Source organism: Staphylococcus sp. HMSC069E10, assembly GCF_001809205.1.
GTDB classification, from domain to species: domain Bacteria; phylum Bacillota; class Bacilli; order Staphylococcales; family Staphylococcaceae; genus Staphylococcus; species Staphylococcus hominis.
In genome coordinates, this window is record NZ_KV796474.1 from 51,035 (window position 1) to 75,837 (window position 24,803).

A 24,803-nucleotide genomic window follows, 5' to 3' on the forward strand; every position below is an offset into this window, starting at 1 on the left:
TAATACTATTGAGGTGTTTATATGCTATTAGAAGAAGCTAAAAATTTTATCCAAACTATGTATGGTGAATTAAATTACTCAAATCATATTATTTCTAAACGTATCACTGAGATAGAGAAAGAAATCAATCAAACAGGTACCTATACACATACTTATGAAGAACTAAATTATGGTGCTAAAATGGCATGGCGTAATTCCAATCGATGTATCGGCCGCTTATTTTGGGAATCATTAAACGTTGTAGATGCACGAGATATTTATACAGAACAACATTTCTTAGATGCGCTTCATAATCATTTAAGCAAAGCAACAAATGGCGGTAAAATCAAACCATATATCACTATATTTTCTTCAACTGATGCACCTAAAATATATAACAATCAATTAATACGTTACGCAGGATATGAAGATAAAGGCGATCCATCAGAACGCGAGATAACGCAATTAGCTAATCATTTGGGATGGAAAGGCAAAGGTTCAGACTTTGACGTGCTTCCTCTTATTTATCAATTACCAAATTCACCTATAAAATATCATGAATTTCCAGCCTCATTGATTAAAGAAGTAGATATAGAACATGATCAATTTCCAAAGCTGAAAGATTTACATTTAAAATGGTATGGTGTTCCTATTATTTCTAATATGGATTTGAAAATAGGTGGAATTACATATCCAACTGCTCCTTTTAATGGTTGGTACATGGTCACTGAAATTGCAGTTCGTAATTTTACTGATACTTATCGCTATAATTTGCTTGAAAAAGTTGCAGAAACATTTGAGTTTGGTACACTTAAAAATAATTCATTTAATAAAGATCGTACATTAGTAGAATTAAATTATGCAGTTTATCACTCTTTTAAATCACAGGGTGTTTCTATTGTTGACCACTTAACTGCTGCTAAACAATTTGAATTATTTGAAGAAAAAGAGGAACAGCATCATCGTGATGTTACTGGAAAATGGTCATGGTTAGCCCCACCGTTATCGCCAACGTTAACTGCTAATTACCATCATGGATACAAAAATATTATTAAAGATCCTAATTTCCATTATAAAAAAGCGACACCGATGAAATGTCCATTCCACTAGTGTACAAGATTCATGAGGTGACAATTCATCATGCATTTATATTATTTAGGTCCCGAAGGTACATTTTCATATTTAGCTGCTAAAAAATATTTTTCAAAAGATAACTTTAATTTCATACCAAAGTCTAATTTATACGAAGTCATTAAGGCAGTAAATAGTGACGCTCAATCTGTAGCAATTGTACCAATAGAAAATTCAATTGAAGGAACTATAAACATTGTGGCAGATGCACTGGCTCAACAACATGTTTTTGCACATGGGGAAATACATTTAGATATTAATTTTGGTTTATATGCGACAAGTGATTCAAAGGTAGAAAATATAAAAAAGGTATACTCTATCGCACCAGCCATCAGTCAAACAAGCCAATACATTCAAAAACATCAATTTTCTTACGATTATGTTGACAGTACGATTCAAGGATTAGAAAAAATTTCCTCAGATGTAGCTGCCATTGTTCCTGTGGGTAGTGGTGAAATGTACGGATATACTGCTATAGAGAGTAATATTCAAGATTATCCGCATAATGTTACACGTTTTTTAGTCATAAAAAATGATAATAACTTTGAGTCTAAAACGAATAACACAATGCTATTAATTACCCCTAAGTATGACAAAGCTGGATTACTGGCAAGTATACTGACTACATTTGCATTATTTGATATTAATTTATCATGGATTGAATCAAGACCACTGAAAACTCAACTGGGTATGTATCGTTTCTTTGTACAAGCAGATACCGGTCTATCAGATAATTTGAATAAAGTTATCTCGATATTAGAAACATTAGATTTTTCAGTAAAAATTATTGGTGCTTTTCATCGTCAATAAAATAGAGTGGACAATATTTGTGTTGAAGTTATCCTCTCATTCTGAAAATCTAACCGCATCATATTAAAAATGCCTAGGACCACTCATGAACTCATGATGTCCCAGGCTCTTTTTGTATATTTATTTAAAGTATTAAGATAAAACATACATAATGAATATATGATTTCAAGATATTTAATTTTATTTTAAATTTAATGTGTCAGAAATATCAAATCCTAAAATATGTGGCATTAAGAAATAAACAACTACTATAATAATCACTGCAGAAATTAAATTAACCCAAAATCCTACTTTAGCCATTTCTTTAATACTCAACTTACCTGATCCAAATATAATAGCATTTGGGGGTGTTCCTACTGGTAACATGTAAGCACAGTTTGCTGCCATAGCTGCAGGTACCATTAATAACAATGGATGTACACCTACTGCTACAGATAGCGCAGCAAGAATAGGTAAAATCATTGTAGCAGTTGCTGTATTCGAAGTCACTTCTGTTAAAAATAACACAAATATTGTAATGACAATAACGATTACTAGTGGATGCACCCCATCTAACATTTTCAGTTGCTCACCTAGCCATTTTGCTAAACCACTTTCTGAAATTCCTTTTGCTAAAGCTAAGCCTCCACCAAATAATATAAGTACACCCCATGGTAATTCTTTTGCCACTTCCCAATCAATAATTCGCTTATGCTTTTCTTTACTTTTAGCCGGAAATATAAAAAGTAAAATAGAAATAAATATTGCAATTGTACCGTCTGCAACTTCAGATGTTATTGGAAAATTTTTTAAAATAAACTCTCTTGTTATCCATAGTAAGCTGGCAAGAATAAAAATAGCTTGAACTACTTTTTCTTCATAAGACATTTTACCAAGACGATTGAGTTTATCTTCAATCAATGTTTGACCACCCGGTAAATACTTCAGATCATGTCTAAATGCGATAAATCTTAAATAAGCCCATGCTAGTGCTATTAAAATAATGACTGTAGGAATACCAACAATCATCCATTTAGCAAAGCTAATTTCTTGTCCGAAATGTTGTTCAAATTGTCCTTTTAGTATAATGAGTGGCGGTGTTCCAATAAGTGTACCTAATCCTCCGATGGTTCCAGAATAACCAATTGCTAAAACAAGTGATTTTTCAAATTTCGAAATACTATCTGATTTAACGTCATCATCTTTCAACTCATTCGCTTCTTTAATAATTGCTAAACCAATAGGTATCATTATCATAACAGCCGCTGTATTTGATACAAACATTGATAGGAATCCTGTAGCAATCATGAATCCTAATAATATTTTACTCGTGCTTGCTCCAATATATCTAATAATAGTTAAAGCTACACGTGTATGTAAATTCCACCTTTCCATAGCAATTGCAAGAATAAAACCACCTAAAAATAAAAAGATAATATCATTACCATATTCAGAAGAGACTTGTTCAGGCGAAAGTACATGTCCTAAAGGCAAAAGTATGAGTGGTAAAAAACTCGTTGCAGCAATTGGTATCGCTTCTGTAATCCACCAAATAGCTATCCACACCGTAATTCCTAAAACATATACCCCTTTGAAAGGAAGTTCTACTGGATGAAAGAATGATAAGATAAGAACAAACAATAACGGTCCTAGAATGAGCCCCAATAATTGCCCCATAGAATAAGATTGATTTGTATGATCTTTTTTAGAAAAAAATGTTAAGTATTGTGCATTTTTTCGAAAACCTGATTGCTTAGTCATCTAATTCCCCCTTTAAAATTAGAAACTTAACTCAATATATTCTATTTTTAGAAATATGGCATCATCTCAATATAGTTGATTTGATACCTATTATGTTGCAAACAAACCCCATAGAAAATCTGACTTTTTTGAAAATATATAATGATATTATAACACAAAAGAAAGCGCTTTATTATATATTACAATAAAGCGCACATCATTTAATTTCCATATATAATTATATCTTTTTAAATTAAATACTAATCAATATTAATTTTTTTAACTTTAACTTTATCACTTTGATTAAATGTCAAATTAGAAATATCTTCTAAATGTAATCTTTGTGTCGAATGATTAAATGAATTACCTGCAATAAACACATTAGTATGTTTTACATTATTATAACTTCTCACGTGTATAGCATCTCTTTTCATTTCTCCTTCGAAATGGTTACCGGTTACAGTCAAATTATCTCCAGCTTGAGTCTTTTGAACTTGTCCTGTAGAAACATCAGCCGCATTTTTTCCATCTTTAACTCCAAGAAAACGAATACCACCATTACAATTTATAAAGGTATTATTCGAGATAAACATTGCCTTTGATTTTAACGGAGTTAATGCATATTCGTTCATTCCGTTAAACACATTATTTCTTATATGAATATTTTCATAAAAGCGATTATAACGACTGGCATGAGAACCTATCGCTCTATTCCAAGCTTGCATTTTAGGTTGGTTTGAATTTCCAAAATAGCAATCTTCAATGACAACATTTTTGGTAATCGTGCCATCAGTCGTACCAAATTTAGGAAAAGACCCAGGTACTTGAATGTCTAATTGAATTGCTTCAGAAAATGAGCGATCACCATTTACATCAAAAAAGCCTTTAAACTTACAATTCTTAATATATAAACCATTGATTCCACAAGCATCTAGTGCATGTCCACCTACAACATCAAGTACTGTAATACCTATTAGCTCAATATCTTCAGCATGACCTATAGACATTGCGGTATTATTATAGGGGTACTTTGAACCGTTCATATCAAATATACCACCTTTTATTTTAATATGCCCATTTCCTTGATATCCATGATAGAAACCAAATTTTTTACCATTTTTTAACAATGCATCTCTCGAGTGACGTTGCAAGATGGTATCATCTTCTAATATTAAAGTGGTATGATCATATATCACTAATGCTTTACTAATATAATAAGTCCCAGATGGTATATAAACTGTATGCTCTCCGTATCTTGCGGTATTAAGTGCTTTTTGTATAGCTTTAGTATCTCTTCGTTTATGTTTTCCTTTTAAACCAAAATCCTGTGCATTGATCAATATTTTTTTATCCCCTATCTTATGTTGTTATTAAATATATTTGTAACCATAATGGTGTATAGCTATACTATATTTATAATTTAATATTATACATTTTTTAAGGGATTCAAACATTTATTAAGAAAGGGATGTTTATTATGACTAACAAAGCATTGATTGTTGTAGATTATTCTTATGATTTTATCGCTGATGACGGCCGATTAACTTGTGGTAAACCAGGCCAAGATATTGAACACTTTATTGTAGAAAGACTCAATCAATATCAACATCAACATGATAATATCTTTTTCATGATGGATTTACATTTCGAAGAAGACCCGTATCATCCTGAAACTAAATTATTCCCACCTCATAACATTGAAGGCACTTCAGGTCGTCATTTATATGGTGAGGTAAAATCATTTTTTGATAAATATAAAAATGAAGATACTGTACATTATTTAGATAAGCGCCGTTATGATTCTTTTTATGGTACTGCTTTAGATAGTTTATTAAGAGAAAGACATATTGATACTGTTGAAATTGTAGGTGTATGTACTGATATATGTGTACTCCATACAGCAATTTCTGCTTATAATTTAGGTTATCATATTATTATCCCTGAACAAGGTGTTGCATCATTTAATGAAGAGGGTCATCAGTTCGCTTTAGCTCATTTTAAAAACTCATTAGGTGCAAAGGTAGAAGTTATCAATTAAAACATGCTAAAATAAAGATAAATTTAAAAAATAAGGGTGAATAAATCAATGGCAAAAACTTATATTTTTGGACATCAAAATCCGGATACAGATGCAATATCTTCAGCTATTATCATGGCTGATTTTGAACAACAAACTGGAAATTCTGAAGCAACTCCTTATCGTTTAGGTGAAGTGAGTGCTGAAACAAAATATGCATTAGATTATTTTAAAGTTGATGCACCAACTTTATTAAATGATGATTTAGAAGGTCAAGACGTTATCTTAGTTGACCACAATGAATTCCAACAAAGTGCTGAAACTATTGCTAAAGCGAATATTGTGAATGTCGTAGATCATCACAGAATTGCGAACTTTGAAACAGCAGGTCCTTTATACTATCGCGCAGAACCTGTAGGTTGTACTGCTACAATTCTTTATAAAATGTATAAAGAACGTAACTTTAAGATTAAACCTGAAATTGCTGGATTAATGATTTCAGCTATTATTTCAGATAGTTTATTATTTAAATCTCCAACATGTACTGAAGAAGATGTAAATGCTGCTAAAGCATTAAAAGACATTGCTAATGTCGATTTAGATGAATATGGTTTAGAAATGTTGAAAGCAGGTGCTTCAACAACTGATAAATCTGCTGAAGAGTTATTAAATATGGATGCTAAATCATTTAATATGGGGGATTATGTTACTCGTATTGCTCAAGTCAATACTGTAGATATTGATGAAGTCTTAAATCGTAAAGATAAATTGGAAAAAGCAATGTTAGAAACAAGTGCAAACGAAAAATATGATTTATTTGTATTAGTTGTCACTGATATTATTAATAGTGATTCTAAAATTTTAGCTGTCGGGGCTGAAAAAGATAAAGTTGGTCAAGCTTTCAATGTTCAATTAGATGATGGTATGGCTTTCTTATCGGGTGTAGTTTCTCGTAAAAAACAAGTTGTACCTCAAATCACTGAAGTTTTAACTAAATAATTCATATTTTAATTTCTATATAATAAGGCTGAGATAGTAAGTTACTTAACTCTCAGCCTTTTTTAATTTATTTTAATCATTCATTCAAATGTTTTAACCTTGGATACATTTAACTAAAATCATATAATCAATCACACTATAACGCTATTGGGATTGACTGTACAGGAGGTACTACAATTGAATTTAATAGAAAAACAATTTCAAGAAAGTAAACAGTTTTTTAAAACACATCAAACTAAAGATATCAAATTTCGTAAACAACAATTAAAACAATTAAGTAAAAGTATTAAAAACCATGAAACAGAATTATTAGAATCGTTAAAAATAGACTTAGGGAAAGGTTCAGTAGAAGCGTATGCTACTGAAATTGGTATACTTTTAAAAAGTATAAAAACAGCTCGTAAAGAATTAAAAAGCTGGGCTAAAACTAAGCAAGTAGATACACCCCTATTTATGTTTCCATCAAAGAGTTATATTAAACCTGAGCCCTATGGGACAGTATTAATTATCGGTCCCTTTAATTATCCTGTACAACTTTTATTCGAACCTCTTATTGGTGCTATAGCAGCTGGTAATAATGCAATCATTAAACCTTCTGAACTTACTCCTCATGTTGCACAAGTAGTGCGAAAAGTGATTGAGGATGTATTTGCAAGCGATTTTGTAGCTGTCGTTGAAGGTGGCGTTGAAGAAACTCAAACATTAATCAATCTTCCATTTGATTATATATTCTTTACTGGTAGCGAAAATATAGGTCGAATTGTTTACGAAGCAGCAAGTAAAAATTTAGTTCCTGTCACACTTGAACTTGGTGGTAAATCACCAGTGATTGTAGATGAAACTGCTAATATTAAAGTAGCAAGTGATCGTATTAGCTTTGGTAAATTCACCAATGCTGGTCAAACTTGTGTAGCACCAGATTACATTTTAGTGAATAGAAAAGTTAAAAATGAATTAATTCAAGCATTTAAACAATCTATTGAAGAATTCTATGGCAAAAATATTCAAAATAGTCCTGATTTTGGACGTATTGTTAATAAAAAACATTTCAATCGACTTTCTGAATTATTAGCAATACATCGTAACGAAGTTATTTTTGGGGGACATACTGATGAAAATGAACAATATATTGAACCTACAATTTTAGACGGTATTACCCCACAATCTAAAATTATGGAAGAAGAAATATTTGGTCCATTATTACCCATCATCGTCTACGATGATTTTAATGAAGCGATTGATATTATTCAGAGCAAATCTAAACCTCTAAGCTTATATTTATTTAGTGAAGATGAAAATACAACGAACTGTGTGCTAGAAGAATTGTCATTTGGTGGCGGTGCAATCAATGACACTTTAATGCATTTAGCTAACCCAAATTTACCTTTTGGTGGCGTAGGTGCTTCAGGAATTGGCGCATATCATGGCAAATATTCATTTGATACATTTAGTCATATGAAATCATATATTTTTAAATCTACTCGACTAGATTCGAGTATTATCTATCCACCTTATAAAGGTAAATTCAAATATATTAGAACATTTTTCAAAAACTTATAAAAAACCCCCTATAATGGCTTACTTTACAAGTGTTTACATTATAGGGGTATTTTTTATCTATAACGATGAATTCGAGAAATCAACAAATACACCTTCAGGTGCAGTATACTGATTGTCAGTAGCAATCAACATACCACTATTTGTATCACGTCTAAATACCGTTAACGCGTAATTTCCTTCTTGATGTGCACATACAAGGTATTCATCTGACTCAGTAATATTAAAATCTCTTGGAAATTCTCCCCCACTTTTTACTATTTCAACCGGGTTAATTCCTTTTCCATCATCAACTACTGTAAATATCGCTATACTATCATGTCCACGATTGCTAATATATAGATTTTGTTCATCATGAGATAGTCTCACAGCTGCTAATTTAGTTTCTCCAGTAAAATCTTCAGGAATCGTTAAATGACGTTCAATTTCTTCAAATTTTCCATCATGATATTGTACGACGCTTACTCTATTAGATAATTCATGAACAACATATGCGTATTTCCCATTATTATGGAACTCAATATGACGCGGTCCATCTTCAGTATGGAATTCTGATACCGCATGTTCTTTAAATCCTTCAACTCCGAATGTATATGTTACAATTCTATCTGCACCTAAATCAGTCACAGCTACATATTTATGGTCAGGAGTTTCTCTAATGAAATGAACATGGTTATGATCTTGACGTTCATGTGTTCCAGTTGGATAACTATGTTCTAACTCTTCAATTAAATTTACCACTTCGCCTGTGTCAGGATTAAGTTGATATATACGTGCTATTCCAGCAGTATAAACCGCTTCGAATAAGAAGTTATGATCACTAGAAACGGAAATGTAACACCCTGTTCCATTCTCTGAAGCTAAACATTTGTTAATGAGTGTAAGCTGACCACGCTCATCTTTTTTAAATGCAGCTACACCACATGCCTCATTTTCTTTAGTAATTGCATATAAAAATTGTTCAGTTTGAGCAAGATAAGTTGATGCTTCGATATCATATCCTGTATCTACTGATTGTATTTCTCCATTATCTTCATTAAGTTCGAATATATAAATACCCTTACCTTCTTTTTTTGTATAAGAACCCACATAACCTTTAGTTGTCATTTTAATACCTCCATTATATTCAATATCATTAACATGTATACTAGCCAATTGTATTTATTTAAGAGTAATAAAAAAAACCAGTAACTTCAAATGAAATTACTGGTATATAGTACATCGTTGCATTAAGCATTATTGCTTTCAATATCAGATACGATTTCTTTTGTTTTTCTTTCGATATCTTCAAAGTCTTTTTTGAAAATAAAGCCAAATACTACTACTACTACACCAATAACTAGTGCTGTAATAGCTGTAAAGCTTAATAAGAATTTAAATAAACCTTTAATGAAATCCCACATTTATGTTTCACCCCTGTACTTAAAATAAATACGTTTACATTAAATCATTTTAACATAGTTAACGTTATGATTAAATACATACCTTTTTATATATTATTTCAAACCTAAAATTAAAGATTTTTAAAAAATCAAATATTTTTTCTTTATTTATAATGAATGACATTTGTCTTATTTACACAGTGAATTACTATCATATATAAATAAACATTATAAGGCTTTAAATTTAATATAAATTATTGTTCAATATAAATAATAAAACAAATGATAGGAGGATTTTTCATGCAAGAAGTTAAGTCAGATATTATGACCTTTCGCGGATCACATTTTGATTTAGGTATCAAAACTGCTCAGTGGTTAAAACAGACGCCCTTACTAGAAAATAGAGAACGTGAATGGAAGAAGCGTATACCTCGTTTTGACATTGATGTTAATGAAACATATAGCATTTTCCAAACGTATGCACCAGAAATCTGGGAAGAATTATTAGGAATGCAAGAGATATTAAATTTACCGACTAAACAAATGATTTTAAATTTCGGTCACTATCGTTTTACTGATTTAAATGAAAGTGGATGTACAGTTTTTCAAGGTAAAGATTATATGGTTCGTAATTATGACTATCATCCTGCTACATATGATGGCAGATATCTTCTTTATCAACCAAATGATGGTGGACTCGCGCAAATAGGACCAACCTCTAGAGTAACTGGTCGTATGGATGGTATGAATGAAGCAGGTCTTGTGATGGGATATAATTTTATGCACCGTAAGCATCCTGCAAATGGATTTGTATGTTATATGGTAGGACGACTTGTCTTAGAATATTGTAAAGATGTAAAAGAAGCAATTCAATTTCTAAAAGAGTTACCCCATAGAAGTTCATTTAGTTATATTTTAATGGATAAGCATTTAAATCATGCAATTGTTGAAATTACGCCACGCTCATTTGATGTTAGATATGATAAAGTTTGTACTAATCACTTTGAAATATTAACACATGAAAATCGTAACTATACCAAAGAATCTAAAGAACGTCTTGCTCGCACAATTAGTCAAACGTCAGAAGATATAGATAAATATACTGCGTTTAAACTTTTTAATGATCCTAAATATAATATTTATAGTAAGTTATTTAAAAGTTGGTCAGGAACGATTCATACATCAATGTATGAACCTAAGCATTTAAAAGCTTGGATGACATTAGGTGAGAATAGACCCCCTCTATCTATCGACTTTCAATCATGGTTAGAGGGTCATGAACTTGATTTAATAGAATTTACTGGAAAGCTAGATACTGATTTAACATTTGCTACGTATTAATAAAAAAAGATTAGATAAACGTTTTAAAATTTAATTAATCAACGTTTTGTCTAATCTTTTTCATCCTATTTAATATTTATATCACCTTTAACGTTATAACACTCTATAATATTATAACTATTACCTACTTTGCTATCTTTAAAATAAGGATTCTTAATGTTATTGTCACCCATTCCTGGATGTAGTTTTAACAAGGTGTCTTTAGGCTTGGTTTTATAATCAATGTTTATATCACCTTTTTTACTTGAGCTCTTCATATCAATTTGACTTGGCATGTTTTTAAAGTCAAGCTTTCCTTCATTTGTAATGAACAATCCATTTTTTAAGGTACAATGATTAACCACAATATTAGAATGTATTACTTTAAATTGACTATTTTTTATATCACTATTTTTTATATTAATTGTGCCATGATCACTATAATAATCAATACGATCAAGTTTAGCTTCTTTGATATTTAAATTTTCTCCGTCTTTTCTAATTCTAGCTTTTTTGATATCTATGTTATTAATATTTAATTTTCCTAATTTAGCATCAATATTTAATTGTTTTAATTTATCAGGTGGAATGGTTATATGTATGTTGAACTTGCTTCTTTTAAAAGGGTTTAAATTAAAGCTATATCCTCTTTTAGAAGAACGTGATTCTTTTACATTTAAGCTGTCTTTTTGAGTGTTCACTTTTATACTATTGTCCCCATAATATTTCACTCTAAATGAAGAACCTTGAGTAATAGTGATATCAGAACTATAACTATCTATATTCAATTTAGAGATAGATGATTGATGAAACGTTTCATTATATTTCAGTCGTTTATAGATATCTTTATCATGAACAAACCATACTAACGTGGCTGCTAGAAAAAAAACAACAAATATAACTAATCCACTTATTGTTAATTTTTTCATCACTGGATTCTTCCTTTAATTATTTTTATATACCATGATAAATATTTTAAAACAAGTTTATATAAATTCTGAACAATTTTTATTATTGCAACGAACACTAATATACCTATACCAGCATAAGAAATACTATAAAGAAAATTACTTAAAGAGTCAGGAGTACCTTTAAGAATACTAATAATAATTAATAAGATAGGTAAACAAATAAGCACAATTGAAATGACGAAAACAAAGGCTAGAAATATTAAGAATATTATCATTGGGATAACAATTAAGAAGAAAGAAATAACGCCCAAACTTAATGATGCCATAATAGCTTTTACAATATTACGAAAGTTAGGTGTAACTTTAGCATGTGAAATTGCTTCTTTAGCTTTTATTTCTTTTCCAATAGTATAAGGATTTTTCAAATCATCTAATATTTGAGCATCTGTCTTGCCTTTTGTTTCTTGATTATAAAAGATATCTTCATATTCATTCATAACTTTATCTTTTTCTTTACGTGGTAAATCATCAAGTTCCGTTTCCAGTTCATTCAAAAAAGTAATTTTATCCATTTCTCTTTCACATACTTTCTTAAAACATAAATTTATTTTTATTAACTATCAACGACTAAAGAATTCAATTCGCTTAACAATATTATCTTTATATAAAATTGATAATTTCATGTGATGATCTTTATCAAGATACACTAAAGCATCATAACCTTTACCTACCTTATCTTTGTCATAGTTATAACCTAGATTATCTATAACAGCATCGATTTGGTCACCTATATGAACATCAAAATTTGTGTTAACAAAAGTATCTTTAACTAAGATAATTCCTTTAATTTTGTGATGTTTTTTCTTGACTTTTATTGTTAAATTTTTATATTTATTATGATTATAAAAAACATACCTATCTAATTTCACATGCTTATTTAAACTATATTCTGAGTTATCAAACGTTTCATTAAGCTTTAAATGATTAATTTCTACATCACTTAAATCAACCGTTTTTTCATTTTTATAAATTGTCAATCCTAGTACAACTAATAAAGAAATGACAATAAATAAAATTGAGATAACCCATCTATTTTGAATATGCAATAGGACCACCACTTATATACTTATTTTTTTTAATATATCATAACTATGATTATATTCAAAAAATATTAAAGTATCTTTCAATGCAAATAAAACTGGCGACAAAAATTGAACGTATCGTCGCCAGTTTTATTAAAAAGTTATTAATTTAAATGTCTCGTTTAGCAGCATAAAGTACATCAGCGATAAATAAAATAACAATAGATGCAATAGAAATGAACCATTGCCAATTCGTAAATTTAATACTACCTGATGATGATTTTTCTGTTAAGTAACTAAAAGGTATATATTTGAGTGATTTTTGAATATTATCGCCCCATTCAGGGATTAAACCTAAAAATGGTTGTAAAAATGGTACGATAAACACTAAAAAGATACCTAATGTAAAAATGACTGCTGGTTTTTGGACAATTAAAGTAATTAAGAATAATAATAGTCCAAAAAATAGTAAGAAGATAAGATAGAACCAAATATTCGTTAGGAATTTATCTCCATTTAAATTTTTACCATCTGTAAAAGTCTGAATAACTAAAAGTGTAACATACGTGATAAGTGTAAATATGAACGAAAAAATAATAATCGAAATCGTTTTCGCTATCACATAACCTACTCTATTTTTCACTTTATTCATATAAAGTTGAATCGTTCCTTGAGAGTAGTCACGTGTAATTGTTTTAATAACAACGAGTAAACCAAAGAATAGAAACATCCAATTTGCCATTGGTAATATCATTGAATAATCGACTTTATCATTATTTTTTGCTAATAGTACAGTCATTGCTGTGATGATACCCCAGATACATATAAGCGCGATATATGTTAAATAACTTTTAAAAAAACTTAATATATCATATTTAACTAATTGTAAACTCTTCATCTAATGGTCACCTCTTTGATTAATATTAAAGTACGTATCTCGAAGCGAATTTTTACGTGTTTCAATATATTTAGGATACACATTAATATGTGCGAGCGCTTTAAGCAATGTTCGATAATCTCGTTCTGCTTTAATAAGAATTTCTCCATTTTGTTTATAAGAATGAATAACATTAAAATGTTCTTGTAAATAATTTAGCGCTTGATCAAAATCATCATTGTCCAACGTAATAGAGGTACTTTCTTCTGCACTACCATCTTTCATATTGACATCTTGAACGAAATGTCCATCTCTTAAAAAGACAGCTCTATCACAAATCAATTCGATGTCTTCTAATTTATGACTTGAAATAAGAATTTTCATATTTAATTCATTTACTAAAGATTGTATCGTTTCTAGAACATCGATTGAGCCATCTGGATCCATACCATTCGTAGGTTCATCCAAAATAAGATATTTTGGTTTGTTCATTAATGATACGGCAATCGCTAATTTTTGTTTCATACCCATTGAATATTTTTTAACTTTTTTCTTAATATAAGGACGCATACCAAAAGCATCTATAATTTTATCTGAATAGGCTTTATCAAATCCTTGACCAAGCACCTGAGCAAAGAGTCTTAAATTATAAAGCCCCGTTTTATTATCATAAAGTTTTGGATGTTCAATGAGATAGCCAATATTTTCATCATCTTTTAAATTAACTTTACCTTTGTAATTAATAATATTTCCATTCATCACTTTCATCAGTGTAGTTTTACCTACACCGTTTTTACCAATGAGTCCTACAATTTTGCTATCTCCAAAATCAAAATCTATATTGTCTAAAACATTATGATTACCGTATGTTTTAGTAATATTTTCTAATTTCATAAAAGTCCTCCTTTTTTCTAGCGACGATTAATACGTGCTATTTGAATAAAATAATTTATAACTAGCCAAATCACACTTATAATAACTAATCCAATACTTAAATATTTATTAAATACATTTGGATCAAGTGCATTATGAAAGATAAATAAATTAATAGTCAAAAAGATAAATGCAATTGCCATCGGTATAGCAAGTACCATTAAAATAATATAAACAGTGTAAGAAATATATTCTCTTTTTCTTTCTGTACTTTTACTAAAGGCAATAGGAATGCTAAATAAATTTACACTTAAAAATGAAAGTGCTGTTGAATAACGCAACTCATTTACCTGAATATTTGTTGATTGAAAATTATATAATCCAATAATCAATGTTCCTAAAATCGTTAATATAATACATGTCAGATAATTTGCATTAAGCAATTCTTTCTTAGTTATTGGTAAACTTTCATAAAAAAGATACGCCTCTTTTCCACCTAACCGTCTATGTACTCTAAATAATTGTCCTGAATCTAAAATGCTTATAATCATTAATGTAATGGCAAGTGGAATATATACAACGAAACCATAGCTTGTTTTTGAAAAAAATAGTGTATAAATAGGATTAATAACAATAAGCACTAAATAAATGATAAGCGTCCAACGTCTTAACTTAAAATTTCTTATTATTAGTTGCTTCATGTCATCAACCCGTTTCTATTTTGAGTTTCAACATCATTAGTTTCTTTCATTTTCTCAAGGTAAATCATTAATTCTTCAATCGTTGGATGTTTTATTTCAACTTGTTTTCCAAATAGTTCCTTAAATGTTTGACCATGTTTTGTAAAACCAACATAACCTGTCTGCTTTTCTTCTTTATATAAAAGGAGTTGATTTAATTCATCATCTAAATCTTTGTTATCACCTTTTACGATAAAATATTTCTCTTTTATATCATCACAATAGCCTTCAAGTACAAGATTGCCTGTTTTTATATATACAAGATAATCTGCTATTTTTTCTAAGTCTGAAATAATATGAGTCGAAATAAAAACCGTTTTATTTTCATCTATTAATTCTTGCTGCAATATTTCTAGAACTTCATTTCTTACAATTGGATCTAAACCTGCTGTTGGTTCATCTAATATAAATAACTCAGCGTGATGACTTAAAGCAATGGCTAAAGATAACTTCATTTTCATTCCACTAGAGAAATGCTTAATTTTAAGATGACTTGGTATATTGAATCGCTCTAAATACTGATGGAATATATGACTATCCCACTTAGAATAAAAAGGAGAAATCATATTTTCTAGTTTTTTTATATTCCATTGTTGGTTGAAATACATTTCTGAGTAAACAAAACCAATTTTATTTTTAATCCATTTTGCTGATTCTTTCATTTGTCGTCCTAAGATTTTAATTTCTCCAGTATTAGGTTCAAGTAAATCCATCATTAATCGAATCATTGTTGTCTTGCCAGCACCATTACTCCCAATAAAGCCCGTAACAAACCCTTGAGGAATACTGAATGAAAGATCTTTGATTTGGAAAGTTTTAGTGTTATAACTTACGTGTTTAACTTCAATCGCTTTCATTCATCTTCCTCCTCGTAAATTAAAGCTAAAACTTCATTTAATTCTTTTAGAGGCATACCAATTGTTTTTGCTTCTTTTACCATGGAACGTGCAAGATGTTCAATTACAAAAAATTGTTTTTCTTTTAAAATTGAACTGTCTTGTTCTTTTACGAATGTTCCTTTACCTCTTATTGTTGTGACAAACCCTTCTTTTTCCAAATCTTCATAGGCACGCTTTGTTGTAATTAAACTGACTTGCAAATCTTTCGCCAGTTCCCTCATAGATGGTAAGTGACTTCCAGCTTCAACGTAACCTTTTAATATATTTTCTTTAATTTGTTGTTTAATTTGTTCATAAATGGGCTGTTCACTGGTGTTTTTTAGAATAACTTTCATTTATGTCCCCCTTTACAACTGTATATAAATAATATATACAGTATATACAAATTTGTAAAGTGAAATAATAAAAATAAGATAAAATCAGTATTCTTAAGACATAAGTTGTATATACACTATAAACATAGTTAAACAAAAAAACTATGATACAGTATTACAGTGGTAATTGCATCATAGTTTTCATATGTTACTTTTTATTTTTACGTCTGTCATTGCTACGATTAATAAATGCACATATCATAAACATAATGGCAGCCAATAATAACTTTATACCTTGACTTTCATGTCCAGTGGCTTGTAGATAATATCCAATGACAAACAAAACAATAGCTAAACCTACAAAAATTTTTGTTAGGTGTTTCATCATTTTTAGTCACCTCATTATAATAATTATATCAAATTTTTTATTTTATATGCATTAATCATTTATTTAATTAAAATTGAATTGTATATGTTCTATGTTAAGATAGTGTTATATCCACAAATTGCATTACACCCCCTAACTTGCCACATCAAGTTAAGGGGTTTTTGTGTAAGGTCATCTTATTTATTTTTCCACTTAGTTTCTAACCAAACTCGAAATATAATTAGCATACTCCCTGTTATAAGTGTGACTAAACCTTCTAATAACCACGACATTACACTACACCTCCACAAAGTAAAGTGTCATATCTCATGATGACCTATATATATTTTAACACACAAACAGAACATACGTTCCGTTTTCTAATAAAAACACTTCTCTGCTTTATTTTTATTAGAAAACTTTATATTTTGTTTAATTCAAGATAATATATAATGTGAATAACAATTTAAAGCGAGGTTATGAAAATGAATCCTTTAGCACAACATTTAAACGATCAACTAGGCGATGACCGTCCTGAAATATTAAGCATGTTATCGACATTAGGTCAATCTATGTTTTATCCCAAAGGTATTCTGTCTCAGTCTGCAGAAGCTAAATCAACAAAATACAATGCAACAATTGGTATGGCAACTAATGATAAAGGAAAAATGTATGCAGACACATTATTTGATGTCTACAATCATCTTTCGCCTGATGAGATTTTCCCATATGCTCCGCCACAAGGAATTGAAACTTTAAGAGATTTATGGCAACAAAAAATGTTAAAAGAAAATCCTAGTTTAAAAGCTTCATCTATAAGCCGTCCGATCGTGACGAATGCATTAACCCATGGTTTATCTTTAGTTGCTGACTTATTTGTAAATGATGAAGATACAATTTTATTACCAACACATAACTGGGGAAACTATAAACTTATTTTTAATACAAGACATAAGGCAAATATTGAAACTTATGCTATTTTCGATCAAGATGGACATTATACAACAAACTCACTTGTATCTACTTTAGATAATTTTAAACAAGATAAAGCTATTATTATCTTAAACTATCCTAATAATCCAACAGGCTATACACCTACTAAAGAAGAAGTTCTTACAATTGTCTCAGCAATTGAACGCTTAGCAGAAAAAGGAACTAAGGTGATTACAGTCGTAGATGATGCATACTATGGTTTATTTTATGAAGATGTCTATACACAATCTATTTTTACTGCAATTACTCAATTAGATTCAAAAAACATTTTACCAATACGCCTTGACGGTGCAACTAAAGAATTTTTTGCTTGGGGTTTACGTGTTGGCTTTCTTACATTTGGATTAAGTAATCAAAAAGCTAAAGACGTATTAGAGGCTAAAGTTAAAGGATTAATTAGAAGTAATATTTCAAGTGGAGCAATGCCTTCTCAAAGTGCAATTAAATATATACTAGAGAATCATGAACAATTTGATAAAGAAATTCAAGCTAATGTAAAAACATTACAAGAACGTTATGAAGTAACAAAAGAAGTGGTTTATGATGAAAAATATAAACAACATTGGCAAGCATATGATTTTAACTCTGGATACTTTATGGCACTTAAAGTAATCGGTGTTAACCCAGAAGAACTTCGTGTTCATTTAATCGATAAATACTCAATTGGTATTATTGCACTTAATGATACAGATATTCGTATTGCTTTTAGTTGTGTTGAAAAAAACGATATTCCACATGTTTTTGATTCTATTGCTAAAGCAATTGATGACTTAAAATAACATAAAAGTATAATAGCGAGAGACCTAACCAGGAAGGCTCTCGCTATTTTTTAATGACTTGTAATAAAATCTAATAATTTAAACATTACTTCTTTATTCTCTTTTGGTACTTCTTGGTTAAGAATCTGTTCTGACGTTTGATTTAATACGGAATCAACCGCGTATGAAGCATCATTCATGACAATCTCTTTTATATCATGAGCATCTGGTTCAAAATGAAATTGTAGTCCAATAATATTATTATTCAAAATAAATCCTTGATTTTTTAAATATTGACTTGAAAATAATAATTGTGCATTTTTAGGTATATAAAATGTTTCTTCATGCCAATGTAATGCCATCAATACTTTTGGAATATTAGGAATGATCGGTGACTCAAGATAAACTTTATCCCAACCGACTTCTTTTACTGGAGATTTTCCTACAGTATATCCTAGTGCTTTAGTAATTTGTTGAGCGCCAAAACATATACCAAATATTGGCTTATTTTGCTGTATTAAATTGCGAATTAATTCTCTTTCTTCAAAAATCCATTTATCCTCATTATTAGGACTCATGGGTCCTCCTAAAATAATAAGTAAATCTGTTTCTTTAACATTGGGAATGATACCGCCATTAAAATAAGGATGATAAATATATAATTCATGGTGATGCTCGGTAGCCCAATCTCTGATAACTCCAGGACCTTCATTAGGGGTATGTTGTAAAATATTAATCCTCATTGTTGATTCTCCTTTAAAAGTCAATGTTTATTTATATCTTTGATATCATTATACTTCGAAACACTTAAAATAAATATCATAAAAATTATATAATTTTTATATTTAAAAACTTTTATAAGCAATCCAATATATATAAAGAATCTAAGACAATCATTTTTTGCCATAGACTCCAATATAAAACTCATACTTTTCTATTTCCTATTAAGTCACTATAGTATTTAATAGGGTTCATTCCATCTTTCCATGTAGTATAAATCAGTGTTCCACCTTGTTTTTTGAATTTTTCATTACTAGCACCACGTTCAAATGAAGACGCTAGTTCAATATTCATATTAGGATTAACATTTAATAAATTTGCATACTATTTAGCCCACACATCACCTTTAACTGGATCATTTTGAATTAACTAATCAATATTTCAGTACAGATTCACTCTATAATCAAAACCGTCAGAAAATTAAATAACAACATAAATATAAAAAGCAAGAATTCTTTTATCACTATATTAATCTATATTATTATTTTGATTATTAAATTTAGCATTTTTATTTATTATCTTTTTCTTTTTTTCAATTTGTATATTAAATAAAATTGTTGAAAATCAAAAGATGTAAAATTTCGACAAGTTTTATGTAAAAAATATTTAAATTATATTTAAAGATATCAGTGAAGCTAAACAAATAATTAAAGAATATGTCCATTTTTTTAATATAAAAAACTAACATTAAAAATGGCTGATTTTGCATAAAACAAAACCAACCATATCTTTTAATTATTTACTTGTCTATTTGACAAAGCACACTTCAAAATGAACTTATCAGTCTTTTTATTATATTTCCTAAATTTCTATAACTAAATTATGACCAGTAAAAACACAAAACATTGATATATCAACATTTATAGGCGTTTTTACATCATACCTGGCATACCGCCCATTGCAGCATTATCATTACTTTCAGGCTCTGGGATATTTGCAACTACCGCTTCAGTAGTTAAGAACATTGCAGCAACACTTGCAGCGTGTTGTAAAGCTGAACGTGTTACCTTAGTAGGATCTACAATACCTTCTTCAAGCATATTCACCCACTCGTTTGTAGCAGCATTGAATCCGACACCTGCATCAGCATGTTTAAGTCTTTCAACAATAACTGAACCTTCTAATCCAGCATTTTCAGCAATTTGACGTACTGGTGCTGATAAAGCTTTAAGTACAATATTAACACCTGTCGCAACATCGCCTTCCGCTTCTATTTCTTCAACTTTATTATAGATATTAACTAATGCTGTACCGCCACCTGCAACAATACCTTCTTCAACTGCAGCGCGTGTAGAATTTAATGCATCTTCAATACGTAATTTACGTTCTTTTAATTCTGTTTCAGAAGCAGCTCCTACTTTTATCACTGCTACGCCACCAGCTAATTTAGCAAGACGTTCTTGTAATTTTTCTCTATCAAAGTCTGAATCAGTTTCTTCAATTTGTGCTTTGATTTGACTTACACGTGCATCAATACTGTTATCGTCTCCATCACCATCAACAACAGTTGTATTATCTTTTGTTACTTCTACTTTATTTGCAGTACCTAACATATCAATAGAAGCATCTTTTAATTCTAATCCTAAATCATCTGTAATCACTGTTGCGCCAGTCAATATTGCTAAATCTTCTAACATTGCTTTACGACGATCACCAAAGCCAGGTGCTTTAACAGCTACAGCAGTGAATGTTCCTCTCATGCGGTTTAATACAATATTTGTTAATGCATCACCTTCGACTTCATCTGCCACAATTAAGATTGGTCGACTTGATTGAACAACTTGTTCTAATAAAGGTAGTATATCTTGGAATGATGAAATTTTCTTATCTGTAACTAAAATATATGGTCTTTCTAATTCCGCAATCATTTTATCAGAATCTGTTACCATATATGGAGATTGATAACCTCTATCAAATTGCATACCTTCTACAACTTCTAGTTCCGTATCAAGTCCATTAGATTCTTCAATTGTAATAACACCATCATTACCTACTTTGTCCATTGCTTCAGAAATATATTTACCAATTTCTTCATCAGCAGCAGAAATTGCACCTACTTGTGCGATTTCATTTTTATTTTCAACTTTTTGAGAAATATCATGTAATGCTTCAACTGCTACTCTGACTGCTTTATCAATGCCTTCACGTAAACCAACTGGATTTGCACCACTTGTTACGTTTTTCAAACCTTCTTGAATCATTGCTTGTGCTAATACTGTAGCAGTTGTAGTACCATCACCAGCAATTTCATTTGTTTTATTTGCTACTTCTTGAACTAATTTAGCACCCATATTTTCATATGGATCTTCTAATTCAATTTCTTTGGCAATTGTTACACCATCGTTTGTAATTAAAGGTGCAACATATTCTTTATCTAATACAACATTTCGACCTTTAGGACCAATTGTTACTTTAACAGCGTTTGCTAGTTTATCCACACCACGTAACATCGCTTGTCGAGCATCTTCTGAAAATTTAAGATCTTTAGCCATCTATACGACCTCCATTAATATTAATCATTTTTTTGACAATTTTTATATAGTTATTTTTACTTTTCTATAATTGCTAATATATCTTCTACATTTAAAATTAAATAAGTTTCTTCTCCACGTTTAATCTCTGATCCAGCATATTCTTGAAATACTACTGAATCACCTTCTTTTACTTCGGGAGCAACTGTCTCACCATTATCAAGAAGACGTCCGCTGCCTACCGCAACTACAACACCTTCGTTAGATTTTTCTTTTGCGCTATCAGTTAAAACGATTCCACTTTTAGTTGTTTCTTCTTGTTCTTTTCTTTCGATAATCACACGGTTTCCTAATGGTTTAAGCATGATTGTTCCTCCTTAGCAGGGTCTATTTAGCACTTTAATATAATGAGTGCTAACCTAATTTTTATAATAATCAAATTTGGTCAATATTTCAAGTAAAAACATTCTCTTACTTTTGTACATCTGAGTTTTTTACGATAAAATAAGAATTATTGATATTTAATCTGGAGGTTTCAAATGGCAAGAATTTGGGTGGCAATACTAACATTATTTATATACGCTTTAGCACAATTTTTACCCTTAGTTCTAGCACAGACGCCTATATTTAATCGTTTATCAGGTATGGCTTTAGCTAGGGCTGGAGTGTATACTCAAGTTATCTTATTTATACTTGCAGCAATTTTAATCATCTTTCTTCATTTCAAAATTAAGAATCCTACAAACTTAGAGCAAGAACATAAAGAATCAAAACGTTATATTATCCCATGGGCTGTACTTGGCTTTTTCATAGTTATGTTATATCAAGTTATTGTAGGTGTGATTAACATATGGATTTTCGGTCAACCACAACAAAGTCCAAATACTCAACGAATAATGGCTGTAGCAAAACAACTCCCTATTTTTATTATATTAATTTCTGTTGTAGGCCCTATTTTAGAAGAATATGTATTTAGAAAAGTGTTCTTTGGTGAACTATATGATCGAATTAAAGGAAATAGAATCATTGCCTTCTTAATTGCTTCTATCGTAAGTTCTTTACTTTTTGCATTAGCTCATAATGATATTAAATTTATTCTTATTTATTTTGGTATGGGGATGATACTTTCATTAGCTTATACTTTAACAAAACGAATTTCTGTTCCGATACTTATTCATATGTTTCAAAATGGCTTCGTTGTAGTAATGCAAATTTTCCTTGGCGATTCATTAAATCATTTAAAACAACAAACTCAATTTATTATTCATTTGTGTAACTAGCACATAATTTATCTTAATAAATAAAAGCATCGAATGCTCTAGACATTTGATGCTTTTACTTTTTTTTCGTTTTTAACTTTTGATATACATAAATTATCATTACAGTGGAAGATATTAAAATTAAAGTAGGAATCAGTATCATATTCAAAGTTTTTATATATGATTTTGATTCTGATTTTTTATGAGAAGAAGTAATGACTTTTTTGTGTTGTTCTTCTTCCACTTCATCCTTATGAATTGTTTTTGGCTTTTTTAAATCAGGCATAGAGCCAATGTCATTTGTAATTAATGATAAAACTTGCTCATCTAAATTTTTATAATATTCTTTAGCATTAAGTGGATTAAAATATTGAAATCTAAAGTATTGAGAATCCTCTTGTAATATATTTAGATTTTGATTATCAAATTTTTGTTTCTTAATTAAACGATTAAAATCTTTATTTGTTATTTTTTCACCATTATCATCTAAATGATTAACCTTATTAATAATATATGGGTTGTACTTATAAGCACCTTTTGCATATTGATTAAACCTATTTAAGATATTTTCTGAAAATCTTGACTCTATTTGATATATACTTGGATAAGTGGATTCTTTTCTTCTATCACTTTGAAAATATAGATTACTTTGCTTTAAATGTGTTGGTTCAAAGTTATTATGATTGTTTTCAACTAGTTGTCGTGAAAACAATTGGTTAAACATTGTTTTTGAAACACTATTTTGAGACTTACCCTTTTGATAATTAGTATTTGAGTAAACATTGGATGAAGTATTATCATTATATGGTTGTATGATTTGATTTTGTTTCGACTTCATTGATTTAGACATTACATTTTGATGTTCTTCTTGCTTAAAAATAGTTGAATCATCATTTTTACTTTTTTGTGTTGTTTTATATTTATTATGATTTTTTTCTTTAGAAGATGACGTGTTATTTTTATGGATATGTTCTATTCCACTCTTTTGTTGATTCTTATCATTAACTTTTTCTTTTTTTGGTTCTTCTATGCTATCAGTTTTCTTGTCCGCTTCATGTGCTTTCTCTGTTTTTGGTTCTTCAGGGCCATTAGTTTCATTACTTTTTTGTTGTGACTCTTCTGCTATTGATTCTTTTGTACTATTAGGCTCTTCGCTTTCTTCTTGTGATCCCTCTGCTGTTGATTCTTCCTTACTGTTAGTTTCGTTGCTTTCTTGTTGTGATTCTTCTGTTTTTGATTCTTCCTTACTGTTAGTTTCGTTACTTTCTTGTTGTGATTCTTCTGTGTTGCTAGTTTCATCGTTGGTATGATTAAATTCTTTTATGTTTTGATTTTCATTACTTAGTTCAATTTTAGAATGCTGAGTGTCAGAAGTTTTTTGTAGGTTTACTTTCTGATCTACGTCTTCACTCTCTATATTAGAAGAGGTTTCAGCATAACTATAGTGACTGAATATAGTTGCACTTATAGCAAAAATAAGACTTGTTCGAATAACATTTTGTTTTATCATTCTGAGACCTCCTCTTATTTTTAACAGTTTTAGTATAAAGAATAAAAACATATCA

Annotated in this window: 25 protein-coding genes and 1 pseudogene; 8 read left to right on the plus strand and 18 right to left on the minus strand. The window is 29.7% G+C overall.

Annotated elements, in window-relative coordinates:
• The first annotated feature begins 21 nt into the window (after nucleotides 1–21).
• Both HMPREF2561_RS03585 and pheA read left to right on the plus strand, forming a co-directional pair.
• Complete coding sequence (locus HMPREF2561_RS03585) at nucleotides 22–1,089, plus strand: nitric oxide synthase oxygenase (protein ID WP_049420019.1); 1,068 nt, start codon at nucleotides 22–24, stop codon at nucleotides 1,087–1,089.
• Between the two features lie 30 nt (nucleotides 1,090–1,119).
• Nucleotides 1,120–1,920, plus strand: a complete 801-nt coding sequence (gene pheA / locus HMPREF2561_RS03590; protein WP_017175253.1) for a prephenate dehydratase — start codon at nucleotides 1,120–1,122, stop codon at nucleotides 1,918–1,920.
• Nucleotides 1,921–2,100: 180 nt separating this feature from the next.
• On the opposite strand, the gene HMPREF2561_RS03595 is transcribed toward pheA, so the two are convergent.
• Entirely contained in the window at nucleotides 2,101–3,660 is a 1,560-nt protein-coding gene (locus HMPREF2561_RS03595; protein ID WP_070443966.1) for an SLC13 family permease, read from the minus strand.
• Between the two features lie 239 nt (nucleotides 3,661–3,899).
• Entirely contained in the window at nucleotides 3,900–4,982 is a 1,083-nt protein-coding gene (locus HMPREF2561_RS03600; protein ID WP_070443969.1) for a glycosyl hydrolase family 28-related protein, read from the minus strand.
• A 134-nt stretch (nucleotides 4,983–5,116) separates the two neighbouring features.
• Between HMPREF2561_RS03600 and HMPREF2561_RS03605 the strand changes: the two genes are divergently transcribed.
• The 3 genes from HMPREF2561_RS03605 to HMPREF2561_RS03615 all read left to right on the plus strand — a co-directional run bounded on the left by HMPREF2561_RS03605 (nucleotide 5,117) and on the right by HMPREF2561_RS03615 (nucleotide 8,215).
• Nucleotides 5,117–5,677, plus strand: coding sequence for a cysteine hydrolase family protein (locus tag HMPREF2561_RS03605; RefSeq protein WP_070443972.1), 561 nt, complete (start codon nucleotides 5,117–5,119; stop codon nucleotides 5,675–5,677).
• A 48-nt stretch (nucleotides 5,678–5,725) separates the two neighbouring features.
• A complete protein-coding gene (locus HMPREF2561_RS03610) occupies nucleotides 5,726–6,655 on the plus strand; it encodes a manganese-dependent inorganic pyrophosphatase (protein ID WP_070443975.1) in 930 nt (309 codons plus the stop codon).
• 177 nt (nucleotides 6,656–6,832) lie between these two features.
• A complete protein-coding gene (locus HMPREF2561_RS03615) occupies nucleotides 6,833–8,215 on the plus strand; it encodes an aldehyde dehydrogenase (RefSeq protein ID WP_070443978.1) in 1,383 nt (460 codons plus the stop codon).
• A 57-nt stretch (nucleotides 8,216–8,272) separates the two neighbouring features.
• On the opposite strand, the gene HMPREF2561_RS03620 is transcribed toward HMPREF2561_RS03615, so the two are convergent.
• Together HMPREF2561_RS03620 and HMPREF2561_RS10710 are read right to left on the minus strand one after the other, a co-directional pair.
• A complete protein-coding gene (locus HMPREF2561_RS03620) occupies nucleotides 8,273–9,319 on the minus strand; it encodes a 6-phosphogluconolactonase (RefSeq protein WP_070468344.1) in 1,047 nt (348 codons plus the stop codon).
• Nucleotides 9,320–9,441: 122 nt separating this feature from the next.
• On the minus strand, nucleotides 9,442–9,615 hold the full coding sequence (locus tag HMPREF2561_RS10710; protein WP_019835503.1) for a hypothetical protein: 174 nt from the start codon (nucleotides 9,613–9,615) through the stop codon (nucleotides 9,442–9,444).
• A gap of 279 nt (nucleotides 9,616–9,894) precedes the next feature.
• On the opposite strand from HMPREF2561_RS10710, the gene HMPREF2561_RS03625 reads away from it, so the two are divergent.
• On the plus strand, nucleotides 9,895–10,935 hold the full coding sequence (locus tag HMPREF2561_RS03625) for a C45 family autoproteolytic acyltransferase/hydrolase (protein ID WP_017175259.1): 1,041 nt from the start codon (nucleotides 9,895–9,897) through the stop codon (nucleotides 10,933–10,935).
• A gap of 65 nt (nucleotides 10,936–11,000) precedes the next feature.
• Here HMPREF2561_RS03625 and HMPREF2561_RS03630 read toward each other — a convergent pair whose 3' ends face one another.
• From HMPREF2561_RS03630 to HMPREF2561_RS03670, 9 genes are all read right to left on the minus strand, one after another.
• Complete coding sequence (locus HMPREF2561_RS03630; protein WP_048761669.1) at nucleotides 11,001–11,843, minus strand: DUF4097 family beta strand repeat-containing protein; 843 nt, start codon at nucleotides 11,841–11,843, stop codon at nucleotides 11,001–11,003.
• Entirely contained in the window at nucleotides 11,843–12,397 is a 555-nt protein-coding gene (locus HMPREF2561_RS03635) for an HAAS signaling domain-containing protein (protein WP_048679601.1), read from the minus strand. The genes HMPREF2561_RS03630 and HMPREF2561_RS03635 overlap by 1 nt, the downstream gene beginning before the upstream one ends.
• Before the next feature lie 48 nt (nucleotides 12,398–12,445).
• A complete protein-coding gene (locus HMPREF2561_RS03640) occupies nucleotides 12,446–12,931 on the minus strand; it encodes a hypothetical protein (protein WP_002450066.1) in 486 nt (161 codons plus the stop codon).
• A gap of 145 nt (nucleotides 12,932–13,076) precedes the next feature.
• Nucleotides 13,077–13,805 (minus strand): phenol-soluble modulin export ABC transporter permease subunit PmtD, encoded by a 729-nt coding sequence (locus HMPREF2561_RS03645; protein ID WP_017175262.1) that lies wholly within the window; start codon nucleotides 13,803–13,805, stop codon nucleotides 13,077–13,079.
• Nucleotides 13,806–14,678 carry a phenol-soluble modulin export ABC transporter ATP-binding protein PmtC gene (locus HMPREF2561_RS03650; RefSeq protein ID WP_017175263.1) on the minus strand — a complete coding sequence of 291 codons (873 nt, stop codon included), beginning with the start codon at nucleotides 14,676–14,678 and terminating at the stop codon, nucleotides 13,806–13,808.
• A 17-nt stretch (nucleotides 14,679–14,695) separates the two neighbouring features.
• On the minus strand, nucleotides 14,696–15,358 hold the full coding sequence (locus HMPREF2561_RS03655; RefSeq protein WP_017175264.1) for a phenol-soluble modulin export ABC transporter permease subunit PmtB: 663 nt from the start codon (nucleotides 15,356–15,358) through the stop codon (nucleotides 14,696–14,698).
• The gene (locus HMPREF2561_RS03660) at nucleotides 15,355–16,254 is read right to left on the minus strand and encodes a phenol-soluble modulin export ABC transporter ATP-binding protein PmtA (RefSeq protein ID WP_019835507.1); all 900 of its coding nucleotides are present in this window, start codon (nucleotides 16,252–16,254) and stop codon (nucleotides 15,355–15,357) included. Before HMPREF2561_RS03660 ends, HMPREF2561_RS03655 begins: the two co-directional genes overlap by 4 nt.
• Nucleotides 16,251–16,631: a PSM export ABC transporter transcriptional regulator PmtR gene (locus tag HMPREF2561_RS03665; protein WP_002450053.1), complete on the minus strand. Its 381-nt coding sequence runs from the start codon at nucleotides 16,629–16,631 to the stop codon at nucleotides 16,251–16,253. Before HMPREF2561_RS03665 ends, HMPREF2561_RS03660 begins: the two co-directional genes overlap by 4 nt.
• Nucleotides 16,632–16,818: 187 nt before the next feature.
• Nucleotides 16,819–16,995 (minus strand): SE1626 family protein, encoded by a 177-nt coding sequence (locus HMPREF2561_RS03670; protein WP_002455099.1) that lies wholly within the window; start codon nucleotides 16,993–16,995, stop codon nucleotides 16,819–16,821.
• Nucleotides 16,996–17,462: 467 nt separating this feature from the next.
• Between HMPREF2561_RS03670 and HMPREF2561_RS03675 the strand changes: the two genes are divergently transcribed.
• Nucleotides 17,463–18,749: an aminotransferase class I/II-fold pyridoxal phosphate-dependent enzyme gene (locus tag HMPREF2561_RS03675; protein ID WP_070443990.1), complete on the plus strand. Its 1,287-nt coding sequence runs from the start codon at nucleotides 17,463–17,465 to the stop codon at nucleotides 18,747–18,749.
• Nucleotides 18,750–18,799: 50 nt separating this feature from the next.
• On the opposite strand, the gene HMPREF2561_RS03680 is transcribed toward HMPREF2561_RS03675, so the two are convergent.
• From HMPREF2561_RS03680 to groES, 4 genes and pseudogenes are all read right to left on the minus strand, one after another.
• Nucleotides 18,800–19,471, minus strand: coding sequence for a type 1 glutamine amidotransferase (locus HMPREF2561_RS03680; RefSeq protein ID WP_048678809.1), 672 nt, complete (start codon nucleotides 19,469–19,471; stop codon nucleotides 18,800–18,802).
• Between the two features lie 181 nt (nucleotides 19,472–19,652).
• A pseudogene (locus HMPREF2561_RS03685) lies at nucleotides 19,653–19,862 on the minus strand (hypothetical protein); the annotation flags it as partial.
• Nucleotides 19,863–20,380: 518 nt separating this feature from the next.
• Complete coding sequence (gene groL, locus HMPREF2561_RS03690) at nucleotides 20,381–22,000, minus strand: chaperonin GroEL (RefSeq protein WP_002450059.1); 1,620 nt, start codon at nucleotides 21,998–22,000, stop codon at nucleotides 20,381–20,383.
• A 56-nt stretch (nucleotides 22,001–22,056) separates the two neighbouring features.
• On the minus strand, nucleotides 22,057–22,344 hold the full coding sequence (gene groES / locus HMPREF2561_RS03695) for a co-chaperone GroES (protein WP_017175272.1): 288 nt from the start codon (nucleotides 22,342–22,344) through the stop codon (nucleotides 22,057–22,059).
• Nucleotides 22,345–22,518: 174 nt separating this feature from the next.
• Between groES and mroQ the strand changes: the two genes are divergently transcribed.
• Nucleotides 22,519–23,259 (plus strand): intramembrane glutamic endopeptidase MroQ, encoded by a 741-nt coding sequence (mroQ, locus tag HMPREF2561_RS03700; RefSeq protein WP_037541691.1) that lies wholly within the window; start codon nucleotides 22,519–22,521, stop codon nucleotides 23,257–23,259.
• Nucleotides 23,260–23,314: 55 nt separating this feature from the next.
• Here mroQ and HMPREF2561_RS03705 read toward each other — a convergent pair whose 3' ends face one another.
• On the minus strand, nucleotides 23,315–24,748 hold the full coding sequence (locus tag HMPREF2561_RS03705) for an SdrH family protein (RefSeq protein WP_070468346.1): 1,434 nt from the start codon (nucleotides 24,746–24,748) through the stop codon (nucleotides 23,315–23,317).
• Nucleotides 24,749–24,803 lie beyond the last annotated feature (55 nt).

Bases quoted from the DNA above. Each gene is read 5' to 3' on its own strand.
- HMPREF2561_RS03670 (WP_002455099.1), bottom strand. From the start codon at position 16,995: ATGAAACACCTAACAAAAATTTTTGTAGGTTTAGCTATTGTTTTGTTT.
- HMPREF2561_RS03680 (WP_048678809.1), bottom strand. From the start codon at position 19,471: ATGAGGATTAATATTTTACAACATACCCCTAATGAAGGTCCTGGAGTT.
- HMPREF2561_RS03605 (WP_070443972.1), top strand. From the start codon at position 5,117: ATGACTAACAAAGCATTGATTGTTGTAGATTATTCTTATGATTTTATC.
- HMPREF2561_RS03635 (WP_048679601.1), bottom strand. From the start codon at position 12,397: ATGGATAAAATTACTTTTTTGAATGAACTGGAAACGGAACTTGATGAT.
- HMPREF2561_RS03595 (WP_070443966.1), bottom strand. From the start codon at position 3,660: ATGACTAAGCAATCAGGTTTTCGAAAAAATGCACAATACTTAACATTT.
- HMPREF2561_RS03630 (WP_048761669.1), bottom strand. From the start codon at position 11,843: ATGAAAAAATTAACAATAAGTGGATTAGTTATATTTGTTGTTTTTTTT.
- HMPREF2561_RS03650 (WP_017175263.1), bottom strand. From the start codon at position 14,678: ATGAAATTAGAAAATATTACTAAAACATACGGTAATCATAATGTTTTA.
- HMPREF2561_RS03675 (WP_070443990.1), top strand. From the start codon at position 17,463: ATGAATCCTTTAGCACAACATTTAAACGATCAACTAGGCGATGACCGT.
- HMPREF2561_RS03655 (WP_017175264.1), bottom strand. From the start codon at position 15,358: ATGAAGCAACTAATAATAAGAAATTTTAAGTTAAGACGTTGGACGCTT.
- HMPREF2561_RS03585 (WP_049420019.1), top strand. From the start codon at position 22: ATGCTATTAGAAGAAGCTAAAAATTTTATCCAAACTATGTATGGTGAA.
- HMPREF2561_RS10710 (WP_019835503.1), bottom strand. From the start codon at position 9,615: ATGTGGGATTTCATTAAAGGTTTATTTAAATTCTTATTAAGCTTTACA.
- HMPREF2561_RS03610 (WP_070443975.1), top strand. From the start codon at position 5,726: ATGGCAAAAACTTATATTTTTGGACATCAAAATCCGGATACAGATGCA.
- HMPREF2561_RS03660 (WP_019835507.1), bottom strand. From the start codon at position 16,254: ATGAAAGCGATTGAAGTTAAACACGTAAGTTATAACACTAAAACTTTC.
- HMPREF2561_RS03625 (WP_017175259.1), top strand. From the start codon at position 9,895: ATGCAAGAAGTTAAGTCAGATATTATGACCTTTCGCGGATCACATTTT.
- HMPREF2561_RS03705 (WP_070468346.1), bottom strand. From the start codon at position 24,748: ATGATAAAACAAAATGTTATTCGAACAAGTCTTATTTTTGCTATAAGT.
- HMPREF2561_RS03665 (WP_002450053.1), bottom strand. From the start codon at position 16,631: ATGAAAGTTATTCTAAAAAACACCAGTGAACAGCCCATTTATGAACAA.
- HMPREF2561_RS03645 (WP_017175262.1), bottom strand. From the start codon at position 13,805: ATGAAGAGTTTACAATTAGTTAAATATGATATATTAAGTTTTTTTAAA.
- groL (WP_002450059.1), bottom strand. From the start codon at position 22,000: ATGGCTAAAGATCTTAAATTTTCAGAAGATGCTCGACAAGCGATGTTA.
- pheA (WP_017175253.1), top strand. From the start codon at position 1,120: ATGCATTTATATTATTTAGGTCCCGAAGGTACATTTTCATATTTAGCT.
- HMPREF2561_RS03620 (WP_070468344.1), bottom strand. From the start codon at position 9,319: ATGACAACTAAAGGTTATGTGGGTTCTTATACAAAAAAAGAAGGTAAG.
- groES (WP_017175272.1), bottom strand. From the start codon at position 22,344: ATGCTTAAACCATTAGGAAACCGTGTGATTATCGAAAGAAAAGAACAA.
- mroQ (WP_037541691.1), top strand. From the start codon at position 22,519: ATGGCAAGAATTTGGGTGGCAATACTAACATTATTTATATACGCTTTA.